This is a genomic window from Micrococcus sp. iso_26, from assembly GCF_056172975.1.
In genome coordinates, this window is the sequence record NZ_CM149652.1 from 1,072,730 (window position 1) to 1,096,619 (window position 23,890).

Sequence of the window (23,890 nt, forward strand, 5' to 3'; positions counted from 1 at the left end):
GCGCTCACCGGACGCCCGCCGCGACGGCACCGAAGTCCTGGAACGCGATCGACTCGGCCTGCGCGTAGACCTCACGGCCGGCGATCGTGCTGAGGATGCGGCCGCTGTGCTCCGCCGCCATGCCCAGGTCCGGGCCGGTGAGCCCCAGGGGCTGTTCGGCGGTGTTGTGCACGAAGATCCGGCGGCCGCTCACGTCGATCGCGTGGTCCGCGTTCGCCGTCGTCCGACCGTCCTCCGCGCGCAGCAGGTGCCGCACCGGCTCCAGGAACGGATGGTCCGGGTGGCGGTAGCCCGTGCCCGCGACGACACGGTCCACCACGTGCCGCCCGGTCACCCCGGTCTCCTCGTCGCGCAGGGTGACCTCCACCCGGGGCGCACCCGGGCCCGCGACCAGGCGGGCGTCCGCCACCGACGTGCCCGGCCACAGCCGGGCCGGGTCCAGCGGACCCACCTGGCGCTCGTACAGCGCGTGGTAGACGTCCTCGATCGTGTACTCGCTGATCCCCTTGTACAGGGACCGGTGGGATGCGTTGATCTCATCCCGCCGCGCCCGGGGCAGAGTGGCGAAGTGCCGCTCATAGTCCAGCGAGGTCAGCTCGAGCGTGAGCTGGCCGACCTCCATGCCGAAGAACCGGGGTGAGCGCGTGACCCACGTGAGGTCCGGGTGGCCCGCGTTCAGCAGGTCCAGGGCGCACTCCGCCGCCGACTGGCCGCTGCCCACTACCAGGACCGACCCGGCCCCGGCGATGTCCTCGCGACGGCCCATGTACTCACCCGTGTGCACCACGGGGGACGCGCCGACCCGGGCCGACTCCTCCGCGACGCGCGCGAGCGGCGCGGGCAGGGACGGCACCGTGCCCGTGCCCACCACCACGTGGTCGGCCCGGTGCGTGCTGGTCCCGGCCGCGGAGGCCGCCTCCACCACGAACTCGTCCGCCTGATCGTCCCACCGCACCGCCGTCACCGTGGTCGCGTAGGCGATGCCGGGCAGCTGGGCTGCCACCCACGCGCAGTAGTCCGAGAACTCCCGCCGCAGCGGGTACCAGGAACCCCGGATGTAGAAGCGGTGCAGCCGGCCCATCGCCTTGAGATACGCCAGGAACGAGTACGGGGAGGTCGGGTCCGCGAACGTCACCAGGTCCGCGAGGAACGGCACCTGGATCTGCGCGCCCGGCAGCATCATGCCCGGGTGCCACACGAACGCGTCGCGGCTCTCCACCACCTCCACCTCGACGTCGGGCAGCGGGTGGGCCAGCGCGGCCAGGCTCAGGTTGAACGGGCCCAGCCCGATCGCGAGCACGCGGCGGGGGGACGTGGACGCCGGGCTCATGCGCACACCTGCTCTCCGTGCTCGTCCACGCGCGCCGCGGACGGACGTGGCCCCGCCGAAGCGGGGAGCGTGCAGGACACGGCGACCGACGGGCCATGCGGACGGTTCCGCCCCGCCCCGCGCCTCCGGTGACGGCCGGCCCGCACCGCGTCGGCGTGCCGCAGCGCCGCCTCCTCCACGACGTCGACCAGCGCCTCCAGCTCGCCCGAGGTGACCGCGGGGTTCAGGATCGTGAACTTCAGATGGGGCACCCCGTCCACCACCGTCGTCGCGATCAGCGCGCGCCCGCCGGCCACCAGCTCCCGGTGCATCGCCGCCTGCACCGCCGTGCACTCCTCCTCCGACAGTCCCTCGGCCCGCACCCGGAACAGCACCGTCACCAGCGTCGGATCCTCCAGCACCGCGAACATCGGCCGGGCCCGCAGGATCCCGCACGCCTGCCGCGTGCGCTCGCGCGCCCCCGCGAACAGGGACGCCACCGCCTCGGCCCCATGCTCACGCAGCGTCAGCCACAGCTTGAGCGAATCGAACCGGCGGCTCGTCTGCAGCGACCGATCCGCCAAGTTCGGATGGACGCTGTCCTCCGGGTTCAGGTAATCCGCGTGCACCGTCACATGGCGCAGGCTCTCGGCATCCCGCACCACCAGCGCGCTGCAGGCCAGCCCCACGTAGAACGTCTTGTGGAAGTCCATCGTCACCGAGTCCGCACGGTGCAGTGCCGGCAGCTCGTGGCGCGTCGCCGCGCTCGCGGCGAGGATCCCGCCCACGGCCGCGTCCGCATGGACCCACATCCCGTGGCGTTCGGCGACGTCGGCGATGGCCGGCAGCCGGTCGATGGCGCCGCGGTCGGTGGTCCCCAGCGTCGCGACGACGGCCATCGGCACGGCACCGGCGGCCACCTCACGCTCGACCGCCGCGGCCAGGGCCCCGGGGTCCAGGCGCCCGGCGGCGTCGGTGGGGACGACGACCACGGCGTGGCGGCCCAGCCCGAGCAGGCCGGCTGCCTTGGCGATGCTGTAGTGCGTGGCCGCGCTGACGAAGACGCGCAGCGAGCCGAGCACCTCGGCGGGCAGGTCGGCGAGCCCGGCGTGGCCGGTGAGACGCTGCACGGCGCGGCCGCGGGCCAGCGTCATGGCCTGCAGGTTGGAGGCCGACCCTCCGGAGGTGAAGACGCCGTCGCCCGCGGCGAACCCGCACCAGCGTCCGACCTCGGCCAGGAGCCGCTGCTCCATGAGCGCCGCGGAGCGGGCCTGGTCCCAGGACTCGACCGCCGTGTTGAGCGCCCCGAGCACGGTGTCCGCTGCGGTGCTGGAGAGCAGGACCGGGCAGTTGAGGTGAGCGGCATAGCGCGGGTGGTGGTAGGCGGTGGTCTGGTGGGCGTAGAGCTCCGCGACCTCGGCGAGGGCGTCGTCGAGGCTGCCCGTCGGCTGCGAGAAGTCGACGGCGCCGACGGCGTCGGCCAGGTGCGTCGACGGGGTGTCCGGGTGGACCCCCGCGCGGTCGTAGGCGGTGTCGACGGCCACCCGGGCCGCCCTGCCGGTGGCGTCGAGGTAGGCGGCGGGATCGCCGAGTCCGAACAGGCGAGGGAGCATGGGAGGGCCTTCCGTGAGGGGGTCGTCGGCTCCGGGCGGCGTGCGCCACGGACGTCCCGCACAGTAGGGAAGCCTTACCTAAGAAAGCAAATACGCAACAATGACGTGACGTATTCAAAGGGAGGACTCCAGCAAAGGTGGGGCTCACCTATGCTGACCGGATGACGAGCTCCTCCGTCCTCCCCCCGCCTGCCGCCCGTCCCTCGCGTGTCGAGGCCCTGCAGATGAAGGCCTACCGCGGGCTCGCGGCCCTCGGCCAGGCGATGCCCGTTGACCGCGACGAGTATCCGCAGTGGACCATGACGGTCCGCGCCACGTGGCTGCTCGCCCCCCGGCTGCGTCGTCTCACGTTCGCCGCGGAGGAGTTCCGCACGTTCACCCCGCAGGGCTGCGACGAGTACTTCGGGCTGCTCACCCCGCCCCCGGGGCGGGCGCTCGTGATGCCCGATCCCGCGGCGCTCAATGCGCGGCGAGCGGTCGGGCGGATCCCCGAGGACGTGCGGCCGGATCTGCGGTGGTACACGGTCGCCGAGCACCGGCCCTCCGTCGGTGAGATCGACGTCGACGTCGTCGTGCACGACCATGCGGGCCCCGCCGGCACGTGGGCGCGCACCGCACGTCCGGGCGACGTCGCCGGCTTCCGCACCGGGACGGGCGCCTATCGTCTGCCGGCGGCGGGGGAGTCGCACCTCGTGGTGGGGGACGAGACCGCAGTCCCGAGCATCGCCGCCGCCCTCGCCGCGCAGCGTCGCACGCCGCGCGGGGGCCGGATGGACGTCGTCCTGGAGGTGCCCGGCCGTGACCACGTCCCCGCCCTCGAGGTCCCGGAGGGCGCCACGCTCACGGTCCTGCACCGCGGAGACGCCGTGCCGGGCGCCCTGCTCACGCCGCACCTCGAGGACCTCCCCGCCGCGCCCCGCGACCACGTGTGGGCGTGCGGCGAGCAGTCGCTCGCGACGGCGGCGCGGCGGGTGATCGTCCGCCGCGGCATCGCACCGAAGCGCGCGATCATGTTCAGCGGCTACTGGCGGGTGGAGGGCCCGCGGCTCTGATCCCGTCCGACGGTCGGCGTCCGTGCTCCGAGCACGAGGCCGACCGCACGCCCCGGAACGACGAAGGGCCCCTCCGCCAGGAGGGGCCCTTCGTGTGTGGAGCGGATGACGAGATTCGAACTCGCGACCTCCACCTTGGCAAGGTGGCGCTCTAGCCAACTGAGCTACATCCGCCTGAGTCGATCCTCACGGATCGTCTCCGTGCGCGATACTGGGTTCGAACCAGTGACCTCTTCCGTGTCAGGGAAGCGCGCTACCGCTGCGCCAATCGCGCTCGTCCACCTCCGAGGAGGTGGTGAACATGCCGCCACTCCCGGTCGGAGAAGCCTGCGAGGTCGGGACGGGATTCGAACCCGCGTATACGGCTTTGCAGGCCGCTGCCTCGCCTCTCGGCCACCCGACCAGGGGTGAAGGTTGAGCGAGCGGATGACGAGATTCGAACTCGCGACCTCCACCTTGGCAAGGTGGCGCTCTAGCCAACTGAGCTACATCCGCGCGTCGGTGCCGCCGGGATCCGCTCGTCCGAGCCGCTCACCTGCGTTTTCCAACGAGAAAGAACTCTAGGCCATCTCCGCCCGGATGCAAAATCGGCGTCCGGAGGCGTGTCGGGCCACCCCGTCGGGGGTCCGGGGACCCTGCCAGAATGGCTGACCATGACCCAGCCACGCCTCGCGCATCAGACCCCCCACGGACGCATGTACGCGCGCTCCCTCTCGGGCCTGCCCGAGGTCCCGTCCATCACCACCGTGATCGGCATGGAGAAGACGGACCTGGACGGCTGGGTTGGGTGGATGGCGGCCCAGTCCGTGACCCAGGATCCGCGCCTGGCGGAATCGGTGGGCTCCGCGGCGCGCCTGAAGCAGGTGGCCCGGCAGTCCGCCGACGCCGCCGCCCGCTACCGGGACGCCGCGGCCGAGCGCGGGGACCGCGTGCACGACTACGCCGAGCAGGTGGCCCAGCGCGCCCTCGGCCGCCCCCACACCATGGCGGAGGCCCGGGCCCGGCTGATCGAGCACGGCGAGGGCGCCTACGCGGACCGCTTCGACGAGTGGTGGGACCTCTACGACGTCCGGCCGATCGCGGCCGAGATCACCGTCTGGAACCACACGGTGGGCTACGCGGGCACGCTGGACCTCGTCGCCCGGATCGGCGGCCGGCTGTGCCTGATCGACTACAAGACGAAGGGCACGGGGCGGGACGGACGGGTCAAGGCGCTCGATCCCAAGGTGGTCATGCAGCTGACCGCCGGCCTGAAGGCGGAGGAGTCCCTGGTGGACCCCGAGGCCGGCACCTGGGAGGAGTGGCGGCACGGCCAGGCCGAGATGCTGCTCGGCGTCGCCCTGGGGGAGACCGAGGTCGCCGTGCACCAGGCCAACCCGGGCGTGCTGCCCCGCCACTGGCACAAGTTCTGGGCCCTGCGCCAGGTCTGGAAGCACGCGCAGGCCGTGGACGACGCCGGCCCCGCGCTCCGTGTCATCGGCCCCCCTCCGCCGTCGGTCCCGGTGTCGGCGGCCACCGGCCTGCAGGCCGTGCGCGCCGCGGCGTTCGGCGGCGGCTCCCACGCCGCCCCGGACGTGGCGCCCGACGGGTCGTCGTCGCGCCCGGCGTCTGCCGAGGGCGGCGATAGGGTGACGGCGTGACCGTCCTGCCCGTCCGCACCATCCCCGACCCCGTCCTGCGCACCGCCGCGTCGCCCGTGCCCCCGGGCGCGGATGTGCGCGCCCTCGTGGCGGACATGATCGAGACGATGCACGCCGTCGGGGGCGTGGGCCTGGCCGCGCCCCAGGTGGGCGTGGGCCTGCGCGTCTTCGTGTTCGACGTCGCCGGCGTCGCCGGGCACGTGGTCAATCCCGTACTCGAGACCGCCGGCCAGGCGCTGCGGGAGCCGGGCGAGGGGTGTCTGTCCGTGCCCGGGCTGCGCTACCACCCGGCGCGCGCCGCCGAGGCCGTCGTCCGCGGCACCGACGTGGACGGGAACCCGGTGGAGCACCGGGGGACCGGCCTGCTCGCCCGCTGCCTGCAGCACGAGACCGACCACCTCGACGGGATCCTCTACGTCGACCGCCTCGACGGCGAGGAACGCCGTGAGGCCCGCCGCCGCATGCGCGCCGGCGAGGTGGACCGCGCCGCTCGTCGCATCGGGGCCGCGCGCGCGGCCGCCGTCAGCTCGGTCTTCGGCGCCCCCGCCGTCCCCGCCGCCGGAACAGGAGCCGCCCGATGACCGCCCCGACGCCCCTGCGCGTGCTCTACGCCGGCACGCCCGAGACCGCCGTGCCCGTGCTGCGCGCCCTGCTCGACTCGCCCCACGAGGTCGTCGGCGTGCTCACCCGGCCGGACGCCCCGGTCGGGCGCCGGCGGGTGCTGACCCCGTCGCCGGTCGCGGTCACGGCAGAGGAGGCCGGCCTGCCCGTGCTCAAGGCCGACCGACTCCGCGGACCCGAGGGCGCCGATGCCCTCCAGGCGATCCGGGTGCTCGAGGCGGACGTGGCCGTCGTCGTCGCCTACGGGGCGCTCGTGCCCGTCGAGGCCTTGCAGATCCCCCGTCACGGCTGGCTCAACCTGCACTTCTCCGCGCTGCCGGCCTACCGCGGCGCCGCCCCCGTCCAGCGCGCCGTGATGGCCGGGGAGACCGAGATCGCCGCCGACGTGTTCCAGCTCGAAGAGGGCCTGGACACCGGGCCCGTCTTCGCCCGGCTCACCCGCCCCGTCGCGGCCGACGAGACCGCCGGGGCCGTGCTCACCGACCTCGCCGAGCGCGGCGGCCCACTCGTGATCGACGTGCTCGACCGCCTGGCAGACGGCACCGCGACGGCCACGCCCCAGCGCGGCGAACCCACCCACGCGCCGAAGCTCACGGCCGCAGACGGCCTGGTGGACCCCGCCCGCCCGGCCGCCGAGGTGGCCGCCCGGATCAACGGCGTCACCCCCGAGCCCGGCGCCTGGGGCTGGCTGACCGCGGACGACGGCGCCGCCCCGGCCCGTTTCAAGCTCGACGGCGTCGCCCCGGTCCGCGCCGGCGACGACGGCTGGCCCTCCGCCCTCGACGCCGCGGTTCCCGGGCAGATCCTGGTGGCCGCGAAGGCCGCCTGGCTGCGCACGGCCGGCGGGGCCGTCCGGCTCTCCCGCGTCCAGCCGGCGGGCAGGAAGCTGATGCCGGCCGCCGACTGGGCGCGCGGCGCCGCCGCCGGGGCCGCGCTGCTGGCCGGGGAGGCGCTCGCCCACCACGAAGAACAGGCCCGCCAGGAGGCCGCCGCCCGGGCGGCGGCACGCGAGGCCGCGCGGAACGCCGCGGCACAGGACGAGGAGGCACGCGCATGAGCCGCGAAGGACAGGCAGGACAGGGCCGGGGCGAGCGAGGGGCCCGCGGAGAACGCGGCCGCGCACCCCGGCCGGACGCCCAGGACCGCCGCGACGCGCAGGGGCGCACCCGCAACCGGGGTCGCTCCGGCGCCGGGCGGAAGTACTCGGCGCAGGCGCCGTCGCAGCGCTCCCGCACCGCTGACCCGGCGCGCCGCGTCGCGTTCGGGGTGGTCCGCTCCGTCCATGCCGAGGACGCGTACGCGAACCTGGTCCTCCCGGCGCGCATCCGCCAGGCCCGCCTCGACCGGCGCGACGCCGGCTTCGCCACCGAACTCGCCTACGGCACCCTGCGCGGGCTCGGCCTGTACGACGCGATCCTGACCCGCTGCGTGGACCGCCCGCTCGAGAAGATCGACCCACCCGTGCTCGACGCCCTGCGGCTCGGCGCCCACCAGCTGCTGGGCATGCGCGTGCCCGCCCACGCCGCCCTCGACGCCACCGTCTCCCTCGTGCGCGCCGAGATCGGGGCCGGCGCCTCCGGGTTCGTGAACGCGGTGCTGCGTCGGGTTGCCGAACGCCCCCTCGAGGAGTGGCTGGCCGACGTCGCCCCTGCCGACGGCGGCGACGCCGCCCTGGCCGTCCGTGCCTCGCACCCGGTGTGGATCGTCCGCGCGCTGCGCCAGGCCCTGGCCGCCCACCGCGGCACCCGCCACATCGCCGACCGCGACGCCGAGCTGGCCGCCCTGCTCGAGGCGGACAACGCCCCGCCCGTGGTCAACCTCGTCGCCCTGCCCGTGGCCGGTGGGGCCGAGGCGCTCGCCGCGGCCCTCGACGACGGCGCCGAACCCGGGCCGCTGGCCCCGGACTCCGCCCTGCACTCCGGCGGCGATGCCGGCCGTCTGCCCGGGGTGCGCGAGGGCGTGCTCCGCGTCCAGGACGCCGGCTCCCAGCTCACCGCCCGTGCCCTGGCCCAGGCACCCGTCCCCGCGGCCGAGGGGCGGGCCGAGCGCTGGCTCGACCTGTGCGCCGGCCCTGGCGGCAAGGCGGCCCTGCTGGCCGCCCTCGCCGCCGAGCGGGGGGCGACGCTCGTGGCCAACGAGGTCGCCCCGCACCGCGCCGACCTCGTCCGGCAGGCACTCGCCGCCGTGCCCGCCGGCGCCTGGACCGTCCGGACCGGGGACGGCCGCACGATCGCCGACGCCCCCGAGGCGGCCCCGGCGTTCGACCGCGTCCTCGTGGACGCCCCCTGCACCGGCCTCGGTGCGCTGCGCCGCCGACCCGAGTCGCGCTGGCGCCGCACCCCGGCCGACCTCGCCGAGCTCACCGGCCTGCAGGCCGAGCTGCTCGACGCGGCGGTCGCCGTCCTGGCCCCCGGCGGGGTGCTCGCCTACGTGACCTGCTCCCCGCACGTCGCGGAGACCGTCGTCCAGGTCCAGGACCTCGTGCGCCGCCACCCCGAGCTGGAGCTGCTCGACGCCCGCACCGCCCTCGACACCGTCGCGCTCGACGACCTGCGCCTGGACGAGGCAGAACCCGCCGGCGCGCCGAAGCCGGGAGACGTGGTCGCCCGCACGGCCCAGCTCTGGCCGCACCGGCACGGCACCGACGCCATGTTCCTGGCCCTGCTGCGCGCCCCCGGCGCCTGACCGAGAGGACCCGACCATGACCGCCCGCGCCCCGCGCCTGCACCCCTCGATCCTGTCCGCGGACTTCGCCCGCCTCGCCGACGAGCTGGCCCGCATCCCCAGTGCGGACGCGGTGCACGTGGACGTCATGGACAACCACTTCGTCCCGAACCTCACCCTCGGCCTGCCCGTGGTCGAGGCGATCCGACGCGCCACGGACCTGCCGCTGGACCTCCACCTGATGATCGAGGACGCCGACCGCTGGGCGCCCGGCTACGCGGAGGCGGGGGCCGAGTCCGTGACCTTCCACGCCGAGGCGTCGGCGGCGCCCGTCCGGCTGGCCCGGGAGCTGCGCGCGGCCGGAGCGAAGGCCGGCATGGCGCTGCGGCCGGCGACCGCGGTCGAGCCCTACCTGGACATGCTCCCGGAGCTGGACATGCTCCTGCTGATGACCGTGGAGCCCGGCTTCGGGGGGCAGGCGTTCCTCGACGTCGTGCTGCCGAAGATTCGCCGGGCCCGCCGCGCCCTCGACGGCGGGCCCGCCCCGCTGGCCCTCCAGGTCGACGGCGGCGTGAACCGCGAGACCATCGAACGCGCGGCCGAGGCCGGGGCCGACGTGTTCGTGGCCGGCTCCGCGGTGTTCGGCGCCGAGGACCCCGACGCCGCGCTCGCCGGCCTGCGCACCGCCGCCGCCCGCGCCTGCCACTGAGCCCGGCGACGCCGTCGCCCGCCCGCCGCGCCGGACGTCGCCCGGCGTCGTCCGGCGACGTCCGGCATGCGCGGCCGGCCGGGCGTGCGATACTGCTGGACAGCAACGTGCTCCGAGATGCGGTGGAAGTCCGCACCGGCGGTGACAGCCCGCTAACCGCGCGGCCCGTCCTCATCCGAGGCGGTGCAGAGCGGCCTGACCGGTGGAATTCCGGTGCCGACCGTACAGTCGGGATGGGAGAGGCACGCGGCGGAGCCGTTCCGCGCCCTGCGCGGGAGGGCTGCGGAGCGCACCCCTCGGAGTCCCGATCCGAGGAGGTGGCGTCACGGTCATGGACTGGCTGGTGGACGCGTTCAACTGGACCGTCCCGGTCGCCGGCGGCGGCCTGCTCATGCGCGAGGTGCTGGGCAACGTCTTCGGCCTCGCCTCCGCCCTGGGCGGCATGGCGCGCAGGGTCTGGGCCTGGCCCGTGGGCATCCTCGGCAACCTCATCCTGCTGACGGTCTTCCTCGCCTCCCTGTTCACGGGGGCCGATCACGCCACCCTGCTCGGTCAGGCCGGCCGACAGGTCATGTTCATCGCCGTCTCCGTCTACGGCTGGGTGCGCTGGCGTCAGGCCCGTCGGGGCCACGCCGAGGACGCTCCCGCCATCACCCCGGAGTGGGCCGGCTGGCGCGGGCGCGTGTTCCTCGTGACGGCCATGGCGGTCGGCACCGTCGCCCTCACCCCCGTGTTCCGCGCGCTGGGTTCGTGGGAGCCGGTGTGGGCGGACGCCTGGACGTTCGTGGGATCGCTGCTGGCGACCTACGGCATGGCGCGCGGCTGGGTGGAGTTCTGGCTGATCTGGGTGGCCGTGGACGTCGTCGGCGTGCCCCTGCTGTGGAGCACCGGCTACTACGCCTCGGCCGTCATGTACGCCTTCTACGGCGCCTTCACCCTGATCGGCTTCTTCGTGTGGCTGCGCGCCACAGACCGGGACAAGCCCGCCGTGGAGACGCTGCTGCCGGACGGCCCCGAGGGGGACGTCGCCCGATGAACGCCGCCGAGACCCCGTCCGCCGACCCCATGGACCTCGCCGTCGGCGCCGCGCTGCGCGGCGTGCGCGGCGCCAACCCCCTCGTCGGGGCCGTCCTGACCGACGCGGCCGGCCGCATCCTGGCCGTCGGGCACCACCGCGGACGGGGGACCGCCCACGCCGAGGTCGACGCCCTGACCCGCTGGCGGGCCGCCCGCGCCGCGGATCCGGCCCTGGCCACCCTCGACCCCGCCGGCCTGACGCTGCACGTCACCCTCGAGCCCTGTGACCACACCGGCAGCACCGGCCCCTGCTCGCAGGCCGTCCTGGACGCGGGGATCGGCGCACTGCGCTACGCCGTCGCGGACCCCACCGGTCACGACGGCGGCGGCGCGGCCCGCCTCGCCGCGCACGGGGTGCACGTCACCGGCCCCACCGGCGAGGCGGCCGCCCTCGCGCTCACCGCCCGCTGGCGCGAGGTCCGCGACGCGGGCCGCCCGTGGGTGACCGGACACCTCGCCCAGTCCCTCGACGGCCACGCCGCGGCCGCCGACGGCACGAGCCAGTGGATCACCGGCCCGGACTCCCGCGTCCACGCCCACGAGGTGCGCTCCCGCGTCGACGCCATCGTCGTCGGCACGGGGACCGTCCTGGCCGACGACCCCCGCCTCACCGCCCGTGACGCCGCCGGCGCCGAACTCGCGCACCAGCCCGTGCCCGTCGTCCAGGGTCACCGGCCCGTGCCCGACGGCGCCGCCCTGCGCGCCCACCCGGTCCTGCTGCACGTGCCGGACCACGACCCGCACGCCGTCCTCGCCGCGCTCGCCGCCCATCCCGGGCCCTGGCCCCACGGCCGCCGTGCCGAGCACGTGCTCATCGAGGGCGGGCCCCGCGTGCTCGGCGCGTGGCTGCGCGCCGGCCTCGTGGACGAGCTCATGGTCTACACCGCGCCCCTGCTGCTCGGCCCGGGCCGCGCCGCCGTCGCCGGCCTGGACGTCGCCACGCTGTCCGAGGGACCGCGCTGGCATCCCGACCCCGCGGAGGGCGGCCCCGCCCGTGCCCTCGGCGACGACGTCTGGACCCACCTGAGCCCGGTGCCGGCCCCGCGCCTGCCCACCGCCCCCGCCCCGACCCGTTTCCAGGAGGACTGAGTGTTCACCGGCATCGTCACCCATCTCGGCACCGTCGTCGCCCTCGAGCACGACGCGGCCGCCGACACCGCCCTGCTGACCCTCGACGCCGGCCGCGCCCTCGACGGGCTGCCCGCCGGCGGCTCGCTCGCCGTCGACGGCGTGTGCCTCACGGCCCTCGACGGACCCACGGAGCGCCCCGGCGTGTTCCGTGCAGACCTCATGGGCCAGACGCTGCGGATGACCAGCCTCGGCGACCGCGCCCCGGGGGACCGGGTCAACCTCGAGCGCTGCCTGCGCCCCACCGACCACCTGGACGGGCACGTGGTCCAGGGCCACGTGGACGGGACCGGCGAGGTCCTCGCGGTCACCCCGCACGGGGCCTGGACCACCCTGCGCATCGGCCTGCCCGCCCGCCTGGCCCGCTACGTCCCCGCGCAGGGGGCCATCGCCCTGCAGGGCGTCTCCCTCACCGTCACCGCCGTCTCCGACCCGGGCGCGGCCGCGCACTGGTTCGAGATCGGCATCATCCCGGCCACACTCGAGGCCACCACCCTGGGCGCCCTGCGGCCGGGCGACCGCGTCAACCTCGAGACCGACGTGCTCGCCCGGTACGCCGAGCGCCTCGCGCTCATCCCCTCCGCCCCCGCCGCACCCACCGAGGAGGCCCGCCCGTGAGCGAGCACATCCGTCTGGACCCCGTCCCCGCGGCGATCGCCGCGATCGCCGCCGGCCGGCCCGTCGTCGTCGTGGACGACGCCGACCGCGAGAACGAGGGCGACCTGATCTACGCCGCCGCCCTGGCCACCGACGAGGTCACCGCCTTCACCGTCCGCCACACCTCGGGCGTCATCTGCGCGCCCCTGCCGGCCGGCCTGGCCGACCGCCTGGCCCTGCCGCCCATGACCACCGTCAACGAGGACCCCAAGGGCACCGCCTACACCGTGAGCGTGGACGCCGCCGCCGGCGTCACCACCGGCATCTCCGCCGCCGACCGCACCCGCACCCTCCGCCTGCTCGCCGACCCCGGTGCCGCCCCCGGCGACCTGACCCGGCCCGGTCATGTGTTCCCCCTGCGCGCCGTCCCCGGCGGCGTCCGGGCCCGCCGCGGCCACACCGAGGCCGGCGTCGAGCTGTGCCGCCTGGCCGGCGTCGCGCCCGTGGCCGCCATCGCCGAGCTCGTCCACGACGACGGCACCATGATGCGCCTGCCCGCCCTGCGGGAGTTCTCGGACGAGCACGGCCTCGTGCTGATCTCCATCGAGGACCTCGTGGCCCACCTGGAGGAGACGACGCCGGCCCTGACCGCCGTCCCCGCCGAGGCCACCCTGCCGACCCGGCACGGCCTGTTCCGCGTGAGCGTGCACGTGGACGCCGAGACCGGGGCCGAGCACCTGCTGCTCGTGGCGGGGGAGACCGACTCGGAGCGTCCCCTCACCGTCCGCGTGCACTCGGAGTGCCTCACCGGCGACGTCCTCGGCTCCCTGCGCTGCGACTGCGGCCCCCAGCTCGAGGACGCCCTCGCCCGCGCGGCGGCCGAGGGCGGCGCCGTCCTCTACCTCCGGGGCCACGAAGGACGCGGCATCGGCCTGGCCAACAAGATCCGCGCCTACCGGCTCCAGGAGGAGGGGATGGACACCGTCGAGGCCAACCTCGCCCTCGGTCTGCCCGCCGAGGCGCGCGACTGGGCCGGGGCCGCCGCCGTCCTCACGGCCGCCGGCCATCGGCGCATCCGCCTCGTCACCAACAACCCCGCGAAGGTCGCGGGGCTGCGGGCGGCCGGCATCGACGTCGTCGAGCGTGTCCCGGCCCCCACGCCTGTCACCGAGCACAACGTGGTCTACCTGCGCACCAAGCGGGACCGCATGGCCCACGCCCTGGCGGACCGCGTGCTCGAACCGCCGACGGCCACCGGCGGCCCCGCCACGCCGGCCGATGACCCGACCACCGACCCGACCCACCCCACCCACCAGGAGGACACCCCATGAGCGGCGCCGGAGCCCCGACCTTCACCCCCGACCCCGCCGCTGCGAGCGGCCTGAACGTGGCGATCGTCGCCGCCCAGTGGCACACGGAGATCATGGACGGGCTGATCGCCGGGGCGCAGGCCGCCGCGGCCGACCTGGGCCTGGAGCCCGTGCTCGTGCGCGTGCCCGGCACCGTCGAGCTCACCGTCGCCGCGGCGCGGCTGGCGGAGCGATTCGACGTCGTCGTGGTCCTGGGCGTCGTGGTGCGCGGGGACACCCCGCACTTCGACTACGTGTGCCAGTCCGTGACCCAGGGCGTGACGGAGGTCTCGGTGCGCACCGGCGTTCCCGTGGGCTTCGGCGTGCTCACCGTGGACACCGACCAGCAGGCCCGCGACCGGGCGGGCCTGCCCGGATCCCGAGAGGACAAGGGACGCGAGGCCCTCGAGGCGGCCGTCCTCACCGAGCTCGCGCTGCGCTCGGTCACGCCACGGGACTGAGGGTGGCCGGGCGGGGCTGCCTGCTGGGTCGGCTGCTCTCGACGTGGACCCTGTCCCCGGGGCCGGTGGGGTGATCGCAGGCCGGTCAACCGGGCCCGTCCGGAACGCCGGCAGCCCCGCGCCGTCATGGATGGGGTCGGCCGGAGGGCGCGGGGACCCGACGATAGAGGCGGAGACGCGAAGCCCCCGCCCTTCGTCTCGCTCGCGGCATCCACAGCTCGTCGTCCACTGCCCCGACCGTCAGGGCGGGCCGTTGACCCCCAACGCGTTCACCGCCGCAGACGGGTGATCTATGCGGCCCGCCCCGCCTCGGACGACTGCGTCGGGGTGCACGGAGCCTGCCGCAGCGTGGCCGCGTTCAAACAGTCCATGGCCCTGCTGGGAGCTGCGCGAGACCGGGCTGCTGCTCACCCCCCTGGTGCCGGCCCGCTCCATCGTCCCCGGTGCACGTCTGGCCTGCGACTGGCTGGGCCACTATGAGAAGCGCGAACCCGTCGCCTCCGCCTACGCCGACCTGGCCGGCCTCATCTTCGAAAGGATCACCGCATGAACGAGAAGCAGCTTGAGCCCGACCTGAGTCTGCGAGCACAGCGACGCAAGCCCACCCCGGCCCCCCAGACCCCGGCTCCCGGAGCGGTGATCCCCGCAGAACCGGCAACGACCTCGGACCCGGCCGGTGGGTATGCGCCCCTGGCGCGGCGTGGGGCGCCGACCGTGGCCCTGAACGTGCGAGTGCCCGAAGCGATCCGCGACGCGGTGCGTCGAGAGGCCGCCACGAACCCGGCAACGCCCAGCCAGGCCGCGGTCATCGAAGCCCTAGGGCGTGTCTGAGAATAGATGCACGAGTCAGCTGAGACCCTGGGGACATGTCCCGGTTCCAGATGCTCTCTGACACCCAATGGGAGTTGATCGCCCCGATGCTCCCGACCCGGACCGGCCGCGCCGGCAGGCCGTTCGCCGACGCCCGCACCATGGTGGAGGCGATCATCTACCGGTACCGGTGCGGAATCGCTTGGAGGGATCTGCCCGAGGTCTACGGGCCCTGGCAGACCGTGTGGACCTGGCATCGGCGCTTGGCCGAAGAAGGCACATGGGACACGGTGCTGGCCACGCTGACCGCCGCCGCTGACGCCGAAGGCCTGATCGATTGGTCGGTCTCGGTGGACTCCACGATCGCCCGCGCCCACCAGCACGCGACGAACATCACCCGCCACACAGGGGGATGGATCGAACTACAAGAATCCGCATGAGGAACCGGCCGATCACGGCATCGGGCGCTCCCGTGGCGGGCTGAGCACGAAGATCCATCAGCTCGTGGACGGGACCGGGCTGCCGCTGGTCAGCCTGATCACCCCCGGCCAGGCAGGGGACTCCCCGATGCTGCTTCCTCTTCTGGAGCAGCTGCGCGTGACCCGGCCAGTAGGGCGGCCCCGGACCCGCCCTGCGGCGGTGCTGGGCGACAAGGCGTACTCCTCCCGGGCGATCCGCACCCACCTACGCGCCCGTGGGATCAAAGCGGTCATCCCCGAACCGGCCGACCAGCAGGGCCACCGCAGACGGCGCGGTGCCCGCGGCGGGCGCCCCGTCAGCCTCGACGCGGCCGCCTACAAGGGCCGCAACGTCATCGAGCGTCAGTACGCGCACCTGAAGCAGTGGCGGGGTCTGGCGACCCGGTATGACAAGTACGCGATCATCTACAGGGCCGCTGTGGTCCTGAATGCTGTGCTCGCATGGTCAAAACGATTGTCAGACATGCCCTAGGTCGCGGGCGAGTACCGCCGGGTAGCTCGGGCCCTCGAGGAGTGTCATGAGGATGCGGGAGCGGGTCGGGTCGGCCATCGCCCGGCCCAGCCGGTTCATCACGTCCAGCCGCGAAGCAATAGTCAGCATGCGCTGAGCATACAGAACCTGCTGACCTCTCGTGTGTGGCTCCCGCTGCTGATATCTGCACATCTGCATAGGTGTATGGTCGTGGCATGAGTGTGACGCCGTTGGATTCGTGTCAGGTCACCGCCGTCCATCCGGAGAAGGTGGCGCTGACCCGGGAGAGGATCCCCGACGAGCGCGAGGCCGGCAGGTTGGCCGGGCTGTTCAAGCTCCTGGGGGACCCGCGCCGTGCCCGGGTGCTGTATGCGTTGCTGGAGGCCGGCGAGCTGTGCGTGTGTGACCTGGCGGCGTCGGTCGATGTCGCGGAGGCGTCGGTGTCCCAGGTGCTGCGGGTGCTGCGTTCCGCTGGGGTGGTCGAGAACCGCCGGGAGGGGCGGATGGTGTACTACCGCCTCGCTGACGGGCATGTGCGGATGCTGCTGGACGTCTCCCGTGAGCACGCCCGCCACGAGGGGCAGGGCTGATGGGGGCGGGACACAGCCATGCCCCGGCGACCGGGCATGCCGGTGGCCGCTACCGTCGGCGGCTGGCGGGGGCGTTCGCCCTGACGGCGGGCTTCTTCCTGATCGAGCTGGTCGCGGGGCTGGTGTCGGGGTCGTTGGCGCTGCTGTCGGATGCCGGGCACATGGCTGCCGATGTGGTGGTGCTGGGTGCGGCGCTGCTGGCGACGCGCATCGCGAGCCGGCCGGACTCCACGGGGCGACGCACCTATGGCTCCTACCGGGCCGAGGTGTTCGCCTCGGCGTTGGCGGTGCTGGCGATGCTCGCGGTCGGGGTGTACGTGGTGGTCGAGGCCATCAGCCGGCTGGGCGACGCGCCGGAGGTGGCCTCCGGCGCCATGCTCGCGGTCGGCTTCGCCGGCCTGGTGATCAACATCATCTCCATGCTGCTGCTGCGCAGCGGGGCCAAGGACAGCCTGAACGTCAAGGGCGCCTACTACGAGGTGATCGCCGACGCCGCCGGGTCGGTGGGTGTCATGGTCGCCGGCGTGCTGATCATTCTCACCGGCCAGCCGATCTGGGACGTCGTGGTCGCGGCGCTCATCGCGGTCTTCGTCATCATCCGGGCGGTGGTTCTGGGCAGGCAGGTGATCGCGGTGCTGGGCCAGCACGCCCCGGAGGGGGTGGACCCGGAGGACGTCGCCGGTGACCTGGACGCGGTCGAGGGGGTGGAGGAGGTCCACGACCTGCACCTGTGGACCCTGACGTCGGGGATGAACGTGGCCACGGCCCACCTGGTCGCTGACCAGGGCGCGGACCACGGCGCCGTGCTTGCCGGCGCGCGCCGGGTGCTGCGCGACCGTTACGGTATCGCCCATGCCACCTTGCAGGTGGAGGGCGCCGGCAGCGACGGCTGTCACGACCTGAGCTGGTAGCACTCGGCACGGAAGCCCGCTCGCGAGAGCCGCACATGCTTGAGCAACGTCTTAGGAGCGCGCGATGGCCGCGAAGCACGGCAAGGGCCCCGGGCCGGACGAGGGCCAGCGGCCGGCCCGGCGCGGGGTGGTGCTCACCCTGCTGGGGATCGGTCTGGTCGCCGCGGCTTACGTGGTGACGATCGTGGTCATGGTGGTGCGGTGACGCGGCCCAAACGGACCGCGGCCTCATGGCGGCGCCGCAAGGCGGTCATCGCGTCGTCCAGTGCTGTCCTCGTCGGGTCGAGCACGTAGAGGTCGTGAAGACGTCCAGATATAGGCCTGGGACGGGAGTTCTTGCATCGACTGAACTCCCCGGTGGTTGCAGGTCCGATACGCAGGGGTGCCAGTAAGTAGGGCTGATCGGCGCCCATTTTCTTGTCTCGCGCCCCGGGGCGAGGCGGTCCCCTATCGGTGTCCCTGTGTGCGGGGCAGGTTCACGCCGCGCAGCAGGAGAGCTTGGCGATGTCGGTGGTGAAGGCCTGCGCGGTGAGCTTGAGGCCTTCGGCCATGGTCAGGTAGGGGCTCCAGAGGTTGGCGACCTGGCTGGTGGTCATGCCGGCCTCGAGCATGTAGACCCCGGCGGCGGCGAGGTCGCCGGCGTCCTGGGCCAGGGCGGTAATGCCGATGATGCGGCCGGTGTCGGCGTCGGTGACCATCTTGATGAACCCGCAGGTGTCGCGGTTGACGATCGCGCGTGGGACGTGCGCGAGTGACAGGACACGGCTGTCGTAGCGGATCCCGGCAGCGGAGGCCTGCCGTTCGGTCATCCCGACGGCGGCCAGGGCGGGGCTGGTGAACACGACCCGGAGCAGGTGGCGGTAGTCGACCTCGAGGCCGGCGCCGGTGAGGGCGTTGTCGGCGACGAGGGCGCCGTGGGCCGCGGCGACGTACACGAACTGACGGTGGGCGGTGACGTCACCGGCAGCCCAGACGCGCGGGTTGGTGCTGCGCAGATGGCTGTCGACGACCACCTCGCCGTGGTCGCCGGTGCGCACGTCGACGGTGTCGAGACCGAGCGTGGCGGTGACCGGGCGGCGCCCGGTGGCGACGAGTACCTCGGCCGCCCGGAGTTCCTGTGAGCCGTCAGTGGTGGTGGCAGTGACCGTGACCTCGCCGGTGGCCGGGTCGCGGCGGACCGCGCTGGGCACCGCGCCGCGGATGATCTGGATGCCTTCGTCCGTGAAGATCTCATCCAGGGCGGTGGACGCCTCGGGTTCTTCCTGGGACGCCAGCCGTGAGCGGACCAGCATGGTGACCCGGACGCCGAGCCGAGCGAAGAGCTGGGCCTGCTCCATCGCGACGTAGCCGCCGCCGATGACCAGCAGCGACTCCGGGACGTGGTCCAGTTCCATCGCGGTGGTCGAGGTCAGGTAACCGGCCTCCTGCAGGCCGGGGACCGGCGGCGCCCAGGGCCTGGAGCCGGTGGCGATGAGGTAGTGCGCGGCCCGGACCGTCTCCACCGTGCCGTCAGGGCCGGTGACGCGCAGTGCCGGCTCGCTGGGTGTGCCGACGAACGTGGCGTCCCCGGGGTGGAGATCCCATCCGTACTCGGTGGCCAGGTCCAGGTACTTCTCGCCACGCAGTGACCCGACGAGCCGATCCTTGCCGGCGATCAAGGCGGGCATGTCGACCGGCCGGACTTCGGGGAGCGGCAGCCCGGGGAACCGGGAGGCGTCGAGTGTGACGTGGCGGGCCTCGGCGGTCGCGAGCAAGGCCTTGGAGGGCACGCACCCGGTGTTCACGCAGGTACCGCCGACGGTGCCACGCTCGATCATCACCACCCGTCTGCCGAGGTTGGTGGCGCGGATCGCGGCCGCGAACGCCGCCCCACCGGACCCGATCATTGCCAGGTCATACGACCTGCTGTTAGCCGTTGCCGTCATGAACTCCTCCTTCATCGCCCTCAGGATCGACCTTCCAGTGCACTGGAAGGTCAAGGGGGAGAATGAGTGGCATGCGGATCGGTGAGGTGGCTCGGGCGTCGGGCACGACGAGCAAGACCCTGCGGTACTACGAGGAGGTCGGGCTGCTACCCGCCGCGGACCGCACCCCGGCGGGCTACCGGGACTACGGCGCCGAGGTGCTCGACCGGCTGGACTTCATCCGCCGGGGGCAAGCGGCCGGGCTGACCCTGGCCCAGATCGGTCAGGTGCTGGACATCCGCGACCGGGGGCAGGCCCCCTGCCGGCACGTCACCGACCTGCTCGACACCCGCCTTGATGTGATCGACCGGCAACTCGCCGAGCTCGCGCAGCTACGCACCACGATCGCCGACCTGCGCGAGGACGCCGCCGCCGGCGACCCGGCCATGTGCTCCCCCGAGGATGTCTGCCGCTACCTGTGACACCGAAGTCACGGGCCCGTGGCAGCGCATGGCGGCCCACTCTGTTGCGTTGGGGTGTTAGACCTTTCGCAACGGTTCTGTTGCGCGGGGTGCACCCTATCGCGACGCCTATTCCTCCGGCCTGCCGTCGGCCGCTGTCCCGGTGAAGGATCGGCTTGCGGAACGTGAGCCTCACTCGCAGCGCCCTCTTGCCCGCGTGCTTGGAGGCCGCCACTGAGCTCCGACAGAACCCCGCCATATAGCGGCGCAAGCCACACATGACACCGGGCGGCACACCGAGCAGCCGCCACAAACGACCGATTTAGCCGTTACACGCCCGTGAGTCGGAGCATGACTGAGCCCATTGAGGCCGGAATGGGGGGCGAGGCCACTGTGCCGATTCTGATTCTTTGTCCACACCACCGCGGGGGCCGTTTCAGCGGCCCCCGCGGTGGTGTTGCCGAGGTGTGGACTCAAGCCGCGCGGGGCAACACTCCGCGCAAGACGTCGGTGAGGGTGACGACCCCAGTGAACCGGTTGTCCTGGGTCACTGCGGCCAGCTGGCGGCTGTTGCGGCGCATGGAGGCAAGTGCTTCGTGCAACGGTGTGGTGGAGGGCAGCGTCAGAGCCTGCTGGATAAGCGGCTGGATTGGCGCAGAAGGCTCCATCGTGAGGGTGTCCCGCACGTGGACGACGCCCGGAACGCTCTCAGGGGTATGGTCCGGCTGGACCAGGATACGCAAGTGCCCTGAGCACGCAGCGGCATTCTGGACCGCCTCGACGTCGGCGTCGGGGGCGACCTTGACCGGGTGCTGACCCTGGGGGAGGAGGTCCCCGAGAGTGAGGGTCTGAAGGTCCAGGGCACCGGCCAAGGCTTCATGGTTCTGCCGGTCCAGGGTGCCGGCGGCGGCGGAGTGCTCAACCAGCTGACGAATGGCCGCTGCGTCGTAGCCGCCCACGGCGGCTTGGTCCACGGGGGTGACGCCGCTGAGGGTCACCAGGCGGTTGGCCAGCCGGTTGGCCAGCAGCAGCAGGGGGCGAACGGTCCAGACGAAGGCGCGTGCGGGCACGGCCACGGCTTTGGCTGCGGTCTCGGGGTGGGCAATGGCCCAGGACTTGGGGGCCATCTCCCCGATGACCAGGTGAAGGAAGGTCACGGCCAGCAAGGACAGGACGAAGGAGGCGGTTCCGGCTGCCGCTGCGGGGATGCCCCAGTCCTCCAGGACGGGGCCGAGCCATGCGTCGACGGCCGGCTTGGTGATCGCCCCCAGGGCGAAGGTGCACAAGGTGATGCCCAACTGGGCTGCGGCGAGCATGAGGGTCAGCTCGTCGACTCCCTTGAGAGCGGCCCGCGCGGCGCGGCTGCGTCCTGCCTCGGCCTCCAGTCGGTGCCGGCGGGCGCCCAGCAGGGAGAACTCCATGATGACGAAGATCGCGCTGAGCACGATCAGCGCTGTGGTCACGAGCATGACGATCAGTGGACCGTGCATCATCGCTCCTCGTCCGTGGTGGCGTCGGGCTGGGCCTCGTGGGCGGCATGGCTGCCGGCGGTGTCAGAGCGGGGCACCTCGATGAGGTGGATCCGCAGTCGAGCTGGGACCCTGCGTTGGATGGAGAGGACCTCGACCTGCAGGTGGCGGTCGTAGACCTCCTCAGCCCCGAAGTCTCGTGGGTCCTCGGGCAGGTCGATCGTGATGACCTCGCCTTCCCGGGGCAGACGGCCCAGAGCGTCGATGGTCAGACCGGCGGCGGACTCGGCCTCGGTCACGGGCAGGGGGTGCCCGACGAGGCGCTCGAGCTCGTCCAGGTGGGCCTCTGCGCTCAGGACCCAGGAGTGCAGGCCTGTGGCGGTGATCTCCTCCTGGGGGTGCAGGTCGTGCTCGTCCGTGAGCTCGCCCACGAGCTCCTCCGCGAGGTCTTCCACTGTGAGCACGCCGACGAAGCCGCCGAACTCGTCCACGATGCACGCCATCTGCTGCCCTGAGCCGTCGAGCTCCCGGGCTGCGTCGGGCAGGGACATCATCGTGGGCAGCACCAGTGCAGGGCGCATCAGGGCGGACACGGGGGTGTCCGGGGCCATCCGGGTCTCACCGAGCAGGTCGGTGAGGTGGACTACCCCGAGCGGTTCGTGTTCGTTCGAGATCACCGGGTAGCGGGTGTGGCCGGTGGCCATCAGGTCGCGCACCTGAGCCAGGGAGGTCTGGGGCTGAACCTCGTCCACACGCGAGCGGGGCACCATCGCGTGCTGCACGTCCTGGTCTGGGAAGTCCAGCACCCGGTCGATCAGGACGGAGACCTCCGCGGGCAAGGATCCGGAAGCTCTGGAGTCCAGGGCAATGCGGTCCAGGTCCTCGGCGGAGGCGGTGCTGTCGACGTCGTGCACTGGCTCGATGCGCAGGAGCTTGAGCAGCACCTCGGCCGCCTTGTCGAAGACCCAGATGAGCCAGCCGAACAGGCCGAGGTAGATCTGTGTGGGCCGGGCCAGAGCGCGGGCCAGGGGCTCGGGGTTGGCGATGGCCAAATTCTTGGGGTACAGCTCGCCGATGATCATCTGCACCAGGGTGGCCACCACCAGTACGCCCAGCGTGGAGATGGCGATGACCACTTCAGAAGGCAGTGCGGTGCCGCCGAGCAACTCGGTCAGGGCCGCACCCACCATCGGCTCTGCCACGTAGCCCACCATGAGGCCTGTGACCGTGATCCCCAGCTGCGCGCCGGAGAGCATGAAGGAGGTGCGGCGAGTGACCTGCAGTGCGCGGGCGGCGGCGCGGTCGCCGGCCTTGGCGGCGGTCTGCAGGCGGACGCGGTCTACAGACATGTACGCGAATTCCTGGGCCACGAAGAAGCCGTTGGCGGCGATGATCGCCAGGATGATGAGGGATCCGAGGATCAGTGTCAGGACTGGATCCATGCCTGAGTCACCTCCCCACGAGGTGCAGGCGACCCCGCCAGCTGCGGGGTGGGGTGGGGGTGACGCTCGGACTGTCACCAGGGCAGGCGGCTGGGCCGTCGCTCATGTATTCAGGGGCTCCATAAGGGGTCGAATGAATAATGGCGGCACATTACCACCGGTAACCGGTCGCAGGGCAAGGTGGGGTGTGGCCTCGCCGCCGACATCGGGCATCTGCCCGCCAGGATGTCCAGCCGGGTATACCCCTTTACACGCCCCGTCCGCCCACGAGAGCATCACGTCAGAAACGGTCCCAAACCGAGCTGTTGGACAGAAGTGTCGGAGGGTTTGAGACGTGGTGGGACAGACCGTCGGGTGCGTGTGAGGCCACCCCCGTGGGAGTCGGCCGACGCCCCGCACCCACGAACGTCGGCTCACGTCAGGGCGAGCATGGCGACGCGCCGAGGGGACGGGCGCCGAAGCCTTCTCCCGATAGAACGAGCACGTGGCGAGCCGGTGGTTGAGGGGGCCCGGCACCAGGTCTGCGACGAAGGCCCATGAGGATCTCCAGCCCCGGAAGCCAGGCTCCAGCGCTGGGCAGCTCGGCACTGCTGGGCAGCCGAGCCATCTCCACGAGCTGCGCATCACCGGGATCCCGCTCCCATTCCATGCCTTCCACCGCATTGCCCGTGGCCACCCGCCAGCGGGAGAGGATCTTCTGCGCTCGCTGCAACCGGGCGCTCACTCGGTGTGCGGGACGGGATGGGTCGCCTTCATCGTGGTGGGTCATGCTCCAGTTCGCGGGTCCGAGCGCGGGGCTCTGCTCCTCGTCCGGGAAGGGGAGGAGGGCCACGACGGCTACCCCCAGATCCTCTCGCCGCATCATTCCTGTTCCCCGTCGGCGACGTGGGCGCGGCCGCGCCGCCCGCCGGTGACCTCCAGGGCCTGGACCCGAGGCCCGGACGCGTGGACAGTCGACGAGATGGATGTGTGCGTCGCGGAAGAGATCTGGTGCGGTGGGCCCGGGCGGGGTTCGGGGCAGTGATCGACCTGGTGGTGTCTCAGGTGTGCAAGGAGCGGTGTCGTCGCTGGGGTCAGAAACGAGCGTGTCGTGCCCACCTGTCGGAGGTCGCCCGGGCCATGCGTGCGGACC

General features: G+C 73.2%; 22 protein-coding genes, 4 tRNA genes, 1 pseudogene and 1 riboswitch. Of the genes and pseudogenes, 17 read left to right on the top strand and 10 right to left on the bottom strand.

Annotation, left to right across the window (positions count from 1 at the left end; genetic code table 11):
• Positions 1–4: 4 nt before the first annotated feature.
• Positions 5–1,330, bottom strand: a complete 1,326-nt coding sequence (locus tag AC0VX0_RS04980) for a lysine N(6)-hydroxylase/L-ornithine N(5)-oxygenase family protein (protein ID WP_043279265.1) — start codon at positions 1,328–1,330, stop codon at positions 5–7.
• Positions 1,327–2,922: a pyridoxal phosphate-dependent decarboxylase family protein gene (locus tag AC0VX0_RS04985; protein WP_475451988.1), complete on the bottom strand. Its 1,596-nt coding sequence runs from the start codon at positions 2,920–2,922 to the stop codon at positions 1,327–1,329. Before AC0VX0_RS04985 ends, AC0VX0_RS04980 begins: the two co-directional genes overlap by 4 nt.
• A gap of 161 nt (positions 2,923–3,083) precedes the next feature.
• Here AC0VX0_RS04985 and AC0VX0_RS04990 point away from each other — a divergent pair, with 161 nt between their 5' ends.
• Entirely contained in the window at positions 3,084–3,974 is an 891-nt protein-coding gene (locus AC0VX0_RS04990) for a siderophore-interacting protein (RefSeq protein ID WP_221844820.1), read from the top strand.
• A gap of 97 nt (positions 3,975–4,071) precedes the next feature.
• Here AC0VX0_RS04990 and AC0VX0_RS04995 read toward each other — a convergent pair.
• The 4 genes from AC0VX0_RS04995 to AC0VX0_RS05010 all read right to left on the bottom strand — a co-directional run bounded on the left by AC0VX0_RS04995 (position 4,072) and on the right by AC0VX0_RS05010 (position 4,469).
• Positions 4,072–4,148 (bottom strand) — tRNA-Gly (locus AC0VX0_RS04995).
• Positions 4,149–4,176: 28 nt separating this feature from the next.
• Positions 4,177–4,248 (bottom strand) — tRNA-Val (locus AC0VX0_RS05000).
• Positions 4,249–4,306: 58 nt separating this feature from the next.
• A tRNA-Cys gene (locus tag AC0VX0_RS05005) sits at positions 4,307–4,377 on the bottom strand.
• 18 nt (positions 4,378–4,395) lie between these two features.
• Positions 4,396–4,469 (bottom strand) — tRNA-Gly (locus tag AC0VX0_RS05010).
• Positions 4,470–4,627: 158 nt separating this feature from the next.
• Between AC0VX0_RS05010 and AC0VX0_RS05015 the strand changes: the two genes are divergently transcribed.
• The 12 genes from AC0VX0_RS05015 (at position 4,628) to AC0VX0_RS05070 (ending at position 15,981) form a co-directional block, all read left to right on the top strand.
• Positions 4,628–5,614 (top strand): PD-(D/E)XK nuclease family protein, encoded by a 987-nt coding sequence (locus AC0VX0_RS05015; RefSeq protein WP_036340783.1) that lies wholly within the window; start codon positions 4,628–4,630, stop codon positions 5,612–5,614.
• A complete protein-coding gene (gene def, locus AC0VX0_RS05020) occupies positions 5,611–6,195 on the top strand; it encodes a peptide deformylase (protein ID WP_144879175.1) in 585 nt (194 codons plus the stop codon). The genes AC0VX0_RS05015 and def overlap by 4 nt, the downstream gene beginning before the upstream one ends.
• Entirely contained in the window at positions 6,192–7,292 is a 1,101-nt protein-coding gene (locus tag AC0VX0_RS05025) for a methionyl-tRNA formyltransferase (RefSeq protein ID WP_144820087.1), read from the top strand. The genes def and AC0VX0_RS05025 overlap by 4 nt, the downstream gene beginning before the upstream one ends.
• Positions 7,289–8,920: an RsmB/NOP family class I SAM-dependent RNA methyltransferase gene (locus AC0VX0_RS05030; protein WP_144820088.1), complete on the top strand. Its 1,632-nt coding sequence runs from the start codon at positions 7,289–7,291 to the stop codon at positions 8,918–8,920. The genes AC0VX0_RS05025 and AC0VX0_RS05030 overlap by 4 nt, the downstream gene beginning before the upstream one ends.
• A gap of 16 nt (positions 8,921–8,936) precedes the next feature.
• A complete protein-coding gene (rpe, locus tag AC0VX0_RS05035) occupies positions 8,937–9,608 on the top strand; it encodes a ribulose-phosphate 3-epimerase (protein WP_141842770.1) in 672 nt (223 codons plus the stop codon).
• A 104-nt stretch (positions 9,609–9,712) separates the two neighbouring features.
• Positions 9,713–9,857, top strand: a riboswitch (FMN riboswitch).
• Positions 9,858–9,939: 82 nt separating this feature from the next.
• Positions 9,940–10,644, top strand: coding sequence for a nicotinamide riboside transporter PnuC (pnuC, locus tag AC0VX0_RS05040; RefSeq protein ID WP_069941988.1), 705 nt, complete (start codon positions 9,940–9,942; stop codon positions 10,642–10,644).
• A complete protein-coding gene (gene ribD, locus AC0VX0_RS05045) occupies positions 10,641–11,774 on the top strand; it encodes a bifunctional diaminohydroxyphosphoribosylaminopyrimidine deaminase/5-amino-6-(5-phosphoribosylamino)uracil reductase RibD (RefSeq protein ID WP_144820089.1) in 1,134 nt (377 codons plus the stop codon). Before pnuC ends, ribD begins: the two co-directional genes overlap by 4 nt.
• Positions 11,775–12,431 carry a riboflavin synthase gene (locus AC0VX0_RS05050; RefSeq protein WP_063189646.1) on the top strand — a complete coding sequence of 219 codons (657 nt, stop codon included), beginning with the start codon at positions 11,775–11,777 and terminating at the stop codon, positions 12,429–12,431.
• Positions 12,428–13,741 carry a 3,4-dihydroxy-2-butanone-4-phosphate synthase gene (gene ribB / locus AC0VX0_RS05055; RefSeq protein WP_136939758.1) on the top strand — a complete coding sequence of 438 codons (1,314 nt, stop codon included), beginning with the start codon at positions 12,428–12,430 and terminating at the stop codon, positions 13,739–13,741. The genes AC0VX0_RS05050 and ribB overlap by 4 nt, the downstream gene beginning before the upstream one ends.
• The gene (gene ribH, locus AC0VX0_RS05060) at positions 13,738–14,220 is read left to right on the top strand and encodes a 6,7-dimethyl-8-ribityllumazine synthase (RefSeq protein ID WP_036383758.1); all 483 of its coding nucleotides are present in this window, start codon (positions 13,738–13,740) and stop codon (positions 14,218–14,220) included. The genes ribB and ribH overlap by 4 nt, the downstream gene beginning before the upstream one ends.
• Positions 14,221–14,766: 546 nt before the next feature.
• Positions 14,767–15,051: a hypothetical protein gene (locus AC0VX0_RS05065; RefSeq protein WP_122054294.1), complete on the top strand. Its 285-nt coding sequence runs from the start codon at positions 14,767–14,769 to the stop codon at positions 15,049–15,051.
• Between the two features lie 35 nt (positions 15,052–15,086).
• A protein-coding gene (locus AC0VX0_RS05070; protein WP_377651721.1) for an IS5 family transposase occupies positions 15,087–15,981 on the top strand; the annotation gives its coding sequence in 2 pieces (ribosomal slippage) (positions 15,087–15,443 and positions 15,445–15,981; 894 coding nt in all).
• On the opposite strand, the pseudogene AC0VX0_RS05075 reads toward AC0VX0_RS05070, so the two are convergent.
• Positions 15,979–16,110, bottom strand: a pseudogene (locus tag AC0VX0_RS05075) (ArsR family transcriptional regulator); the annotation flags it as partial. The gene AC0VX0_RS05070 and the pseudogene AC0VX0_RS05075 sit on opposite strands and share 3 nt — an antisense overlap.
• Positions 16,111–16,196: 86 nt before the next feature.
• Here AC0VX0_RS05075 and AC0VX0_RS05080 point away from each other — a divergent pair.
• The 3 genes from AC0VX0_RS05080 (at position 16,197) to AC0VX0_RS05090 (ending at position 17,687) form a co-directional block, all read left to right on the top strand.
• Entirely contained in the window at positions 16,197–16,571 is a 375-nt protein-coding gene (locus AC0VX0_RS05080; RefSeq protein ID WP_041103922.1) for an ArsR/SmtB family transcription factor, read from the top strand.
• A complete protein-coding gene (locus tag AC0VX0_RS05085) occupies positions 16,571–17,482 on the top strand; it encodes a cation diffusion facilitator family transporter (RefSeq protein ID WP_002854089.1) in 912 nt (303 codons plus the stop codon). The genes AC0VX0_RS05080 and AC0VX0_RS05085 overlap by 1 nt, the downstream gene beginning before the upstream one ends.
• 64 nt (positions 17,483–17,546) lie before the next feature.
• On the top strand, positions 17,547–17,687 hold the full coding sequence (locus AC0VX0_RS05090) for a hypothetical protein (protein WP_165381393.1): 141 nt from the start codon (positions 17,547–17,549) through the stop codon (positions 17,685–17,687).
• Between the two features lie 271 nt (positions 17,688–17,958).
• Here AC0VX0_RS05090 and merA read toward each other — a convergent pair whose 3' ends face one another.
• Entirely contained in the window at positions 17,959–19,407 is a 1,449-nt protein-coding gene (merA, locus tag AC0VX0_RS05095) for a mercury(II) reductase (RefSeq protein ID WP_371441091.1), read from the bottom strand.
• A gap of 71 nt (positions 19,408–19,478) precedes the next feature.
• Between merA and AC0VX0_RS05100 the strand changes: the two genes are divergently transcribed.
• Positions 19,479–19,868, top strand: a complete 390-nt coding sequence (locus tag AC0VX0_RS05100; RefSeq protein ID WP_101966230.1) for a heavy metal-responsive transcriptional regulator — start codon at positions 19,479–19,481, stop codon at positions 19,866–19,868.
• 452 nt (positions 19,869–20,320) lie between these two features.
• On the opposite strand, the gene AC0VX0_RS05105 is transcribed toward AC0VX0_RS05100, so the two are convergent.
• A complete protein-coding gene (locus AC0VX0_RS05105; RefSeq protein ID WP_036337237.1) occupies positions 20,321–21,337 on the bottom strand; it encodes a CNNM domain-containing protein in 1,017 nt (338 codons plus the stop codon).
• Positions 21,337–22,758: a hemolysin family protein gene (locus tag AC0VX0_RS05110; protein ID WP_036337238.1), complete on the bottom strand. Its 1,422-nt coding sequence runs from the start codon at positions 22,756–22,758 to the stop codon at positions 21,337–21,339. Before AC0VX0_RS05110 ends, AC0VX0_RS05105 begins: the two co-directional genes overlap by 1 nt.
• Between the last annotated feature and the right edge of the window lie 1,132 nt (positions 22,759–23,890).